The 9387-nt window shown below is 72.0% G+C and carries 9 protein-coding genes; 6 read left to right on the top strand and 3 right to left on the bottom strand.

Annotated features, from left to right (window positions below):
• Positions 1-75: 75 nt before the first annotated feature.
• Complete coding sequence (locus HMPREF2833_RS11215; RefSeq protein ID WP_070638274.1) at positions 76-846, top strand: siderophore-interacting protein; 771 nt, start codon at positions 76-78, stop codon at positions 844-846.
• The gene (locus tag HMPREF2833_RS11210) at positions 843-2105 is read left to right on the top strand and encodes an MFS transporter (protein ID WP_019309009.1); all 1263 of its coding nucleotides are present in this window, start codon (positions 843-845) and stop codon (positions 2103-2105) included. Before HMPREF2833_RS11215 ends, HMPREF2833_RS11210 begins: the two co-directional genes overlap by 4 nt.
• Before the next feature lie 193 nt (positions 2106-2298).
• Here HMPREF2833_RS11210 and HMPREF2833_RS11205 read toward each other — a convergent pair whose 3' ends face one another.
• The gene (locus HMPREF2833_RS11205; RefSeq protein ID WP_047978117.1) at positions 2299-3189 is read right to left on the bottom strand and encodes an acyl-CoA thioesterase; all 891 of its coding nucleotides are present in this window, start codon (positions 3187-3189) and stop codon (positions 2299-2301) included.
• A 43-nt stretch (positions 3190-3232) separates the two neighbouring features.
• On the opposite strand from HMPREF2833_RS11205, the gene HMPREF2833_RS11200 reads away from it, so the two are divergent.
• A complete protein-coding gene (locus HMPREF2833_RS11200) occupies positions 3233-3700 on the top strand; it encodes an acyl-CoA thioesterase (RefSeq protein WP_019309011.1) in 468 nt (155 codons plus the stop codon).
• Positions 3697-4407, top strand: coding sequence for a DUF8185 domain-containing protein (locus HMPREF2833_RS11195; protein ID WP_019309012.1), 711 nt, complete (start codon positions 3697-3699; stop codon positions 4405-4407). Before HMPREF2833_RS11200 ends, HMPREF2833_RS11195 begins: the two co-directional genes overlap by 4 nt.
• Before the next feature lie 123 nt (positions 4408-4530).
• Here HMPREF2833_RS11195 and HMPREF2833_RS11190 read toward each other — a convergent pair whose 3' ends face one another.
• Together HMPREF2833_RS11190 and pepN are read right to left on the bottom strand one after the other, a co-directional pair.
• The gene (locus HMPREF2833_RS11190) at positions 4531-4941 is read right to left on the bottom strand and encodes a globin (RefSeq protein ID WP_050899421.1); all 411 of its coding nucleotides are present in this window, start codon (positions 4939-4941) and stop codon (positions 4531-4533) included.
• Positions 4942-5093: 152 nt separating this feature from the next.
• Positions 5094-7682 (bottom strand): aminopeptidase N, encoded by a 2589-nt coding sequence (pepN, locus tag HMPREF2833_RS11185; RefSeq protein ID WP_070638272.1) that lies wholly within the window; start codon positions 7680-7682, stop codon positions 5094-5096.
• Positions 7683-7904: 222 nt separating this feature from the next.
• On the opposite strand from pepN, the gene HMPREF2833_RS11180 reads away from it, so the two are divergent.
• The gene (locus HMPREF2833_RS11180; protein ID WP_019309015.1) at positions 7905-8417 is read left to right on the top strand and encodes a ribose-5-phosphate isomerase; all 513 of its coding nucleotides are present in this window, start codon (positions 7905-7907) and stop codon (positions 8415-8417) included.
• Between the two features lie 14 nt (positions 8418-8431).
• On the top strand, positions 8432-9352 hold the full coding sequence (locus tag HMPREF2833_RS11175; protein ID WP_070638269.1) for an Fpg/Nei family DNA glycosylase: 921 nt from the start codon (positions 8432-8434) through the stop codon (positions 9350-9352).
• Positions 9353-9387: the final 35 nt, after the last annotated feature.

The following is a 9387-nucleotide window of genomic DNA, read 5'->3' as shown; positions in this document are numbered from 1 at the left end:
GCCACGCAGGCCACGGGTGCGGAGGCCCCCAGGACCGCCGCGCGGACACGCCCGCCGAGCAAGGAGAAACACCCCATGCCCCACTGGGAACGACTGGCCGTGCGCGCGCTCGGGGCCTCGGAGACCGTGCTGAACGTCGTCGCCCGCGAGGACGTGAGCGACACCTACACGCGCATCACCGTGCGGGACGAGGGCTTTCTGGCCCGGCACACCCCGTTCCCCACCCTGTGGCTGCGACTGTGGTTCATGTCCGAGGGGAAGGACCACCAGCGGGCGTTCACCGTGATCAATCCCCGTCCGGATCAGGGCCTCTTCGACATGGAGTTCGCGCTGCACGAGGGTGCGGCCTCCGACTGGGCCCGCACGTGCGCGCCCGGGGACACCATCCGGGCCTCCCTGCTGGGCAGCACCCCGCCGTGGCAGCCCAAGCGCGCGCCGCGCCGCGCCTCCGCGGAGTCCCCCTCTCCGTCCCTCGACGCCGCCTTCAGCGGCCGGACCGTGATCGTGGGGGACCCGGCGAGCCTGCCGGCGGTCAACGCGATGCTCCCCGCACTGGAGTCCCAGGACGTGGAGGTGTGGTTCGGCTACCGCAACGCGCAGGACGAGGACCTCCCGCTCGCCGCCGCACCCCACCACACGGTGCGCCGGGTGCGCCACGACGGGGAGGGAGCCACCATGGCGGATGCCGTGCTCGCGGACTGGGACGCCCACCGTCCCACCGCGCAGGACCGGTTCTGGATCGCTGTGGAGGCCTCGGAGAACCGGCGGCTGAGCACTACCCTGCGCTCCCACTACGGGGTTCCGCGCACCCACATCGACGCCACCGCCTACTGGAGGAACGCATGAGCACCCTGACAGCCCCCGAGCCCGTGGCAGCGGTGCGTTCCGGGAACCGGCCCTTCTGGCTGCTGCTGTGGGCCCTGTACACCACGCAGTTCATCGGGGCCTCGTTCCTCTCCACCGGGCTGGTGGGCATCCTGCGGGACGGCGGCACGGACCTCGGAACCCTGGGCATGCTGCAGCTGCTCGCGCTCGTGTGGCCGCTGAAGTTCCTGTGGGCGCCCCTGCTGGACCGCTGGTCCCCGGCGCGCTCCCGGGGGCATTACCGCACGTGGCTGCTCGTGCTGCAGCCGCTCATGGTGCTGTCCCTGCTGGCCATGGCGGTGTTCTCGGACCCTCAGGACGGTCTCGGCGTGATCATCCTGCTGGCCGCGGCCTTCGTGCTGTTCTCCGCCACCCAGGACATCGCCGCGGACGCGCTGTCCGTGCGCGGGCTCGAGCCCGAGCAGCACGATCTCGGTGCGGGCGTCCAGGTGGGGGCCAGCTACATCGGCACCGTGGTGGGCGGTGGCCTGGCGCTGCTCGTCTACGACGCGTGGGGCTGGCGCGCGGCGGTCGTGATGCTCGCGGCCTGCACCGCGGTGGCCATGGTCCCCGTGCTGCGCCACCGGGAGCAGGAGTACGCGCCCCTGGAGGCGCGTCCCGCGGCCCTGTCCCGGATGTTCGGCGTGCTGTCCGTGCCCGGAGGCAAGCGGTGGGCACTCGTGGCGGTTCCGCTCGTGGCCCTCGGCTCGGCGGCCGTGTGGTCGCTCGTCACGCCCGCGCTCGTGGACGCCGGGTGGTCGCTGGGCTTCATCGGCACCGTGACCTCGGTGGTCGCCGCGGCACCCGCTCTCGCGGCCGCCCTGATGGGTGGCCGGCTGTGCCGAACCCGTGGCCGCGGCGCCACCCTGCTGATCGGCGCGGCCATCCAGCTCCTCGGCGGAATCTGCTTCGTGCCCGTGGTCTGGTCCGGGGCAGAGCTCGCCCACGGCATGCAGGTGCTGCTGGGCATCGTGGGCGCGTGCTGCGTGCTCGCGGGCTACACCGTGATGAACACCGGCATCTACGCGGTCAACCTGGGGATCGCGCGCCCCGGTCACGCGGGCGCGGACTTCACCCTGCTGAGCTCGATCTCCATGCTGGGCGGGACGATCGGCGCCTCGGCGGGGCTGTTCATCGCCGGCGCCGGGGGCTACGGCACGGCCCTGGTCTTCGGCCTGCTCGTTGCCGTGGCCGGCGTGGTGGCGTGCCGGACGCACCCGCTGCTCTCCGCGAGGCGCTGACCGACGCCGCAGCCGTCCGCGCCGCTGCTGGCCCACCGTGCGCGGGCCGCACCGCTGGAGGGGCGTTCTCGCGCGGCACCGCTGGCGGCCGACCCCGCGCGGGCCGCACCGCGGAGTAACGGTTACCGCACCGGACGAACGACGACGCCGCAGGGTCACCCCTGCGGCGTCGTCGTTCCGTGCGCGGTGCGGCTCAGTGGAACTCGGGCAGGCGCATCATGCCCTCCTGCACGGTGGTGGCGATCATGGTGCCGTCCCGCGTGAACATCTTCCCGATGGACAGCCCGCGCGCGGAGGACGCGCTCGGGGAGGTCTGGGTGTAGAGGATCCACTCGTCAGCGCGCGCGAAGCGGTGCCACCACATGGCGTGGTCCAGGGAGGCCACGTTCATGCCGCGCTCGCCCCAGGAGCGGCCGTGGCGGCGCAGGATGGGCTCCATCATCGTGTAGTCGGAGACGTACGCCAGGGCGGCACGGTGGATCTGCGGGTCGTCCGGCAGCGGCGCGAGGGCCTTGACCCACACGGCGTTGTAGGAGTCCTGCGACCCCTGCCACGGCAGGAACAGCGGCTCGGTGATGTAGCGCATGTCGAAGGGGCGCTCGAACGCCTGGGCGCGCGCCTCGGGGATGTCGAGGGCACCCATGGTCTCCCGCAGGGACGGAAGGGTCTCCGGGTCCGGGACGTTCTCCGGCATCTGGTCCTGGTGCTCCAGACCCTCGGCGGGCTCCTGGAAGGACGCGATCATCGACAGGATGGTCTTGCCCTCCTGGTAGGCGTGGACACGGCGCGCGGAGAAGGAGCGTCCGTCCCGCACACGCTCCACCCCGAAGGTGATGGGCAGCTCGATATCCCCGCCGCGCAGGAAGTACGCGTGCAGCGAGTGGATCGCCCGGCCCGGGTCCACGGTGCGCATGGCCGCCATCGAGGCCTGCGCGAGCACCTGCCCCCCGTACACGCGGGCGCGGGGGGTGGTGATGGTGCGACCCACGAAGATGTCCTCCGTGGTGCGCGCACCGCCGCCGTCGGCGAGATCGAGCATGCGGATGAGGGCTTCCACGGGGTCTTGCGTCGGATCCAAAGTCATGGGCCCACTCTAAACCGGGCGGTGGATGTGGTGTGATGGACGCATGACTTCCCTCGACGTTCCCGTGCAGATGCGATTCTTCGACCAGGACCAGTACGGCCACATCAACAACGTGACCATGCTGCGCTACTTCGAGGACGCGCGCGTGCGGCTCACCGCCTCGCCGATCGCGAAGGACCCGGACCACGGGATCCCCGAGGACACCACGTTCCGGGAGTCCGTGGGGGAGCTGCGCACGGTGGTGGCCCACCAGAGCGTGGACTACAAGGAGCAGCTGTTCTTCCGCATGGACCCGGTGTACGTGCGCACGTGGATCTCGCGCATCGGCGGTTCCTCCTTCACCATCTCCTACCGGCTGCAGGAGGAGGACGGCTCCCACGTGTACGCGGAGGGGGAGTCCGTGATCGTGGTCATGGACCCCGAGTCGGGCAAGAGCGTGAAGCTTTCGGAGGACCACCGCGCGCTGCTGGCCTCGCTCGAGGACGACGTCAAGTACTCCCACGGGCAATGAGCGCCCCCCGAGATCCCGGGGCGGAGGGCTTCGCGCTGCTCGACCGGCAGGACGCCGCGGACCTGGCCACCTACCTGAGCCGCGCCCGCTCCGTGGACCCGCAGGCCGCCGTCCGGCTGCAGGGCCTGGACCGTGTGCTCGCGGTGTGGGTCTCGGTGATCCACCCCGCGGGCCTGTTGGACACCGCCCCCGTGGTGCTGGGGCTGCGGACCATGCGTCTGGCCGAGTCCTCCGAGCTGGACCTCACCGTGGCGGCGTCCGCCGTCACGGACCGGTTGGCGCGGGTCGCGGGTGAGCCCCCGTCCGCTGGCGAGGAGACGGTGTGGCTCAGCGCCCCGCCGCAGCAGGTCTCGGCCGCGTGGGCCGGGATCGTGGCACCGCGCACCGGCTGGAGCGCCGTGGGTTCCGTGGCGGCCCACCGCGTGCACGAGGTGGCCCGGCGGGGGATCCAGACCGTGGCGGACACCGTCCCGGCGGACTCCGGCGCGGCCGTGGTGCAGAAGGTGCGCTCCCGTGTGTGGGGCGCGTCCTCGGACTGGGGCCCGTTGGACGGCCCGGAAATTCCCGACGGCGCCGCCTTCGCCCTGGACGTGCTGGGCTTCCTCCCGTCCTCGGAGCCCGTGGTGCGGGTGGCCGTGGAGCAGACGGGGCAGTGGGCCCGGCTGAGCACGGGCGCGGGACACGTGCTCGTCAAGCTGCCCCGCTGAGCCGTTCACGGCAGCGGAGGACCCCACGAAAGCGGGCCGCACCCGGGAGCAGTTCCCGAGTGCGGCCCGCTGCGCTCTGCCGGGCGGCCGCACGGCCTGCCCGTCCGAGGACGCGCCCGGATCTCAGCCCGGGCGGTTGACCATGGCGTGGGCGGCGCGGTCGAAGTAGTCCCACATGATGCCGTCGTGCAGCGGGGACAGCTCCAGGGTGTCCATGGCCGCGCGCATGTGCCGCAGCCAGGTCTCGCGCGCCCACGTGTCCACGGGGAACGGGGCGTGGCGCATCCGCAGCCGGGGGTGGCCCCGCTGCTCCGAGTACGTGGTGGGCCCGCCCCAGTACTGCTCCAGGAACATCCGCAGCCGCTCCTCGGCCGGGCCGAGGTCCTGCTCCGGGTACAGGGCCTTGAAGTCCGGGTCCTCGGCCACGCGCGCGTAGAACTCGCGGGTGAGCTTCTCGAACGTCTCGTGCCCGCCCACCTGCGCGTAGAAGGAGTCCGACGACGCCGCCTCGGCCGCCTCCCGAGCGTCCCCCACCTGCTGCGGTGGCTGGGTCACGGACGGCCCGGCGGACCGGGAACCGACCGCTCCGAGCGTGAACGTGCGCCGTCCGCTCGGGGCGGCCGCGTCCGGGGACAGGGGTCCGGGGCCGGTGGGGTGCGGTTCCCGTGCGGGATCGGGGTCGGGGCTCACTGCTCGGAGTCCGAACTGTCGGCGGGGTGCTCGGCCCGGGCGGCGTCGACCTGCTGGGCGCGGACACCCCGGCGCGCGGCGTCCTGACGCTCCAGCACGATCCGGCGCAGACCGCTGTGGGCGGGGTCCAGCTCGTCCAGGAAATCCTGGGCGGAGTCCACGGTCTCCTGCGTGGCGCTGCGGGGGAAGAGCCCCACGGCGATCTGCTGTGCCAGCTCGTGGGTGCGCTCACGCCACACGCCGGTGACCTCCGCGAAGTAGCGGGCGGCGTACGGGGTGAGCAGGGCGTCGTCGTGCACCCGGAAGAAGCCGGCGATCGCGGCCTGCTGCTGGGAGTTGGGCAGGGCACCCTGCTCCACGACCAGACGCCAGGTCTCGGCCTTCGCCTCGGGGGTGGGCACGGCGGCGCGGGCGGTTGCGGCGGCGATCGCGCCGGTCTCGGTGTTGTCCTCGCGCAGGGCCGCCTCGATCTCGTCGGTCCCAGCGCGGCCCGCGGCCACGAGCGCCGTGAGCACTGCCCAGCGCGTGTCGGTGTCCAGCTCGACGCCCTCGGGCACTCCCTCGCCGCGGGAGAAGCCCGCCACGCGGTCGACCTGCGCCTCGGTGCAGGCGCGGCGCAGGAAGGCGCGGAAGAACTGCCACTGGTGGTCGGAGCCCGCCGCAGCCGCCGCCGTGAGGTCCCACAGGGTGTCCGCGGCCCGTGCACGCACCTCGTCCGCGTGCTCCGGGGCGAGGTAGCGGTCCAGGGCGGTGTCCAGCTGGCGCAGCTGCACCTGCACGGCCGTGGAGTCGGTCTCGTGGCCCACGTTGGACAGCACCAGGTCCACGTAGTCGCTCGCGGGGCTCACGCCGTCGTGCACGGAGTCCCAGGCCGCGGCCCACACGAGCGAGCGGGGCAGGGACTCCTCGAAGTCCCCGAGGTGGGTCATGGCGGTGGCCAGGGAGCACTCGTCCAGGCGGATCTTGGCGTAGGCGAGGTCGTCGTCGTTGAGCAGCACCAGGTCCGGGCGCTCCCGGCCCACGAGCTGGGGGACCTCGGTGAGCTCGCCGTCCACGTCCAGCTCCACGCGGAACGTGCGGGTGAGCCGTCCGGTGTCCTCGTGGTGGTCGTAGAAGCCCACGGCCACGCGGTGGGGGCGGAGGGTGGGGTGGCCCTCCTGGCCGATCTGCTCGATCGCGAAGGAGGTGATCACACCGTCGTCGTCGGTCTCCACGCGGGGGACCAGGGTGTTCACCCCGGCGGTCTCGAGCCAGCGCTCGGACCAGTCGGTCAGGTCCCGCCCGCTCGCGGCCTCGAGCTCCACCATGAGGTCGGAGAGCTCGGTGTTGGACCACGCGTGCTTGTCGAAGTACCGCTTGAGCCCGGCCATGAACTCCTTCTGGCCCACCCACGCGACCAGCTGCTTGAGCACGGAGGCGCCCTTGGCGTAGGTGATGCCGTCGAAGTTCACGAGCACGGCCTCGAGGTCCGGGATCTCGGCCTTGATGGGGTGCGTGGTGGGCAGCTGGTCCTGCGCGTAGCCCCAGGACTTCTCCCCGGCCACGAACGTGGTCCAGGCGTTGGTGTACTGCGTGTTCTGCGCGCACGCCAGGGTGGACATGTACTCCGCGAAGGACTCGTTGAGCCACAGGTCGTTCCACCAGCGCATGGTCACCAGGTCCCCGAACCACATGTGCGCGAGCTCGTGGAGCACAGTGATGGCGCGGCGTTCCACGAGAGCCTGGGCAGGCTTGGAGCGGAAGATGTAGGACTCCACAAACGTGACCGCACCCGCGTTCTCCATGGCGCCCGCGTTGAACTGGGGCACGAAGAGCTGGTCGTACTTCTCGAACGGGTAGGGGGTGTCGAACTGGGACTCGAAGAACTCGAAGCCCTGCTTGGTGACCTCGAACATCTCCTCGGCGTCCATGTGCTCGAACAGGGAGCGCCGTGCGTACAGCCCCAGCTCGACGGTGCGGCCGTCGGAGGAGACCAGGCTGTCGTGGGTGCTGAGGTACGGGCCGGCGATCAGCGCGGTCACGTAGCAGGACATCACGGGCGTGGGGGAGAAGTCCCAGCGGGCCACGCCCTCGGAGACCGCCACGGGCTCGGGGCTGGGCTGGTTGGACACCACGGCCCACTCAGCGGGGGCCGTCACGCAGAACTGGAACGTGGCCTTGAGGTCCGGCTGCTCGAACACCGGGAACATCCGGCGCGTGTCCGCGACCTCGAACTGCGAGTAGAGGTACACCTGGCCGTCGGCCGGATCCACGAAGCGGTGCAGGCCCTCGCCCGTGTTCATGTAGTGCATGGTGGACTCGACCACCAGCTCGTTCTGCGCCGCGAGCCCCGGGAGCTGGATGCGCTCGCCGTCGCTGACCTCGGCGGGGTCGAGGGACGCACCGTTGAGGGTGACGGACTCCACCGAGGCGGTGATCGCGTCGATGAACGTGCTCGTCCCCGGCTCGGCGGTGAACGCCACCGTGGTGCGCGCGCGGAAGGTCCGGGGGTCCTCGGTGAGGTCCAGCTCCACTCGGTACGACTGCACCGAGACGACCTTGGCGCGCTCGGCGGCCTCCGCTCGGGTCAGGTTGGTTCCGGGCACGACGGCGTTCCTCTCCTCGACGACAAGTCCATGCGCACGCGGCGCATTCAGTCATTATGACAGCCGCCACACATCCCCACGCATCAGGCGGGCAGCGCGTGGCGGACACCGGCCGCCCGGCCCGAGGGTGTGGGAAGGCGGCGATACAGTGGGGGTCACACACCGACCCCGCGGGCGCCGCCCGGCGCACCGCCCACGCCAAGCCAGGAGTTGCTGACACCCATGCGCGTGCACATCGCCACCGACCACGCCGGCCTCGAGCTCTCGCACCACCTCATGGAGAAGCTCACCGAGCACGGGTACGAGATGATCGACCACGGGCCGGTGGAGTACGACGCCGCGGACGACTACCCCGCGTTCTGCATCAGCGCCGCCCTGGGCGTCAAGGAGGACCGGGAGAACGGCCTGGACTCCCTGGGGATCGTGCTGGGTGGTTCCGGCAACGGTGAGCAGATGGCGGCCAATACGGTGGAGGGCATCCGCGCCGCGCTCGTGTGGAACCAGGACACCGCCAAGCTCGCCCGGGAGCACAACGACGCCCAGGTGATGGCGCTGGGTGGACGTCAGCACGAGTTCGAGGAGGCGCTCGGGCTCGCCCTCACCTTCCTCGCGGAGCCGTTCTCGGGCGACGAGCGCCACGTCCGCCGCATCGCCCAGCTGGGCGAGTACGAGCGCACCGGGGACATCGCGGGCAAGCTGTCCGCGGTCACCGCGCGCCCCTTCACCGCGAACTGAGCGGGCCCGCACCCGTGCCCGAGGGCCACTCCGTCCACCGCCTCGCGCGCCAGCTGTCCGACCTCTTCGAGGGGCAGCAGCTGCGGGTGAGCAGTCCCCAGGGGCGCTTCTCCGCCGGTGCCGCGCTGCTGGACGGCCGCGTGCTGACGCGCTCCAGGGCCCACGGCAAGCACCTCTACCTGGACTTCGCCGCGCCGGATGACCCCGCGCACGTCATCGTGCTGCGCTCGCACCTGGGCATCTACGGCGCGTGGAGCTTCGCGGGGGACGAGACGTTCGCGGCGGCGTCGTCGATCGGCGCGCCGCGCCGGCTGGGGGAGCGCGAGTCCGGCTCCGCGGCGGCCCCCGTGGCCCACGACGACGCCGGGCGGGTGGTCCCCGAGGCCCCCGTGGGTGCGGTGCGGGTCCGGCTCGCGGGGGAGCACGGCTGGGCTGATCTGCGCGGCCCCGCGCTGTGCGTGGCCGAGACCCCCGAGGAGGCCGCGGCCGCCGAGGCGAAGCTCGGTCCGGACCCGCTGGATCCGCAGGCCGACCCCGAGCCGTTCGTCGCCGCCGCGGGGAGGTCTCGACGGCCCATTGGGGTGCTGCTGATGGAGCAGCACGTGGTGGCGGGGATCGGCAACATCTTCCGGGCCGAGTCCCTCTTCCGCCGCGGAGTGGACCCCATGACCCCGGGCACCTCGCTCACGCGGGAGGACCTGCTGGGGCTGTGGGAGGAGAACGTGGCCCTCATGGCCGTGGGTGTGCGGGTGGGCAGGATCATCACCACGGATCCCGTAGACCGCCCCGGGCTGTCCGAGGCCGAGGCCTGGCCCGAGCACGCCAACTACGTCTACCACCGCCACGGGAAGCCGTGCCTTCGGTGCGGGGCCACCGTGCTGAAGAAGGACCTCAACGGTCGAGGCCTGTACTGGTGCCCGAGCTGTCAGGCCTGAGGTCGGGGACGCCCGGAAACTCGGGGAGCTCAGCC

Source organism: Kocuria sp. HMSC066H03 (assembly GCF_001812045.1).
Taxonomy (GTDB): Bacteria; Actinomycetota; Actinomycetes; order Actinomycetales; family Micrococcaceae; genus Kocuria; species Kocuria rhizophila.
The sequence above is the reverse complement of the archived record's forward strand: the minus strand, read 5'-3'. Positions and strand labels throughout refer to the sequence as shown.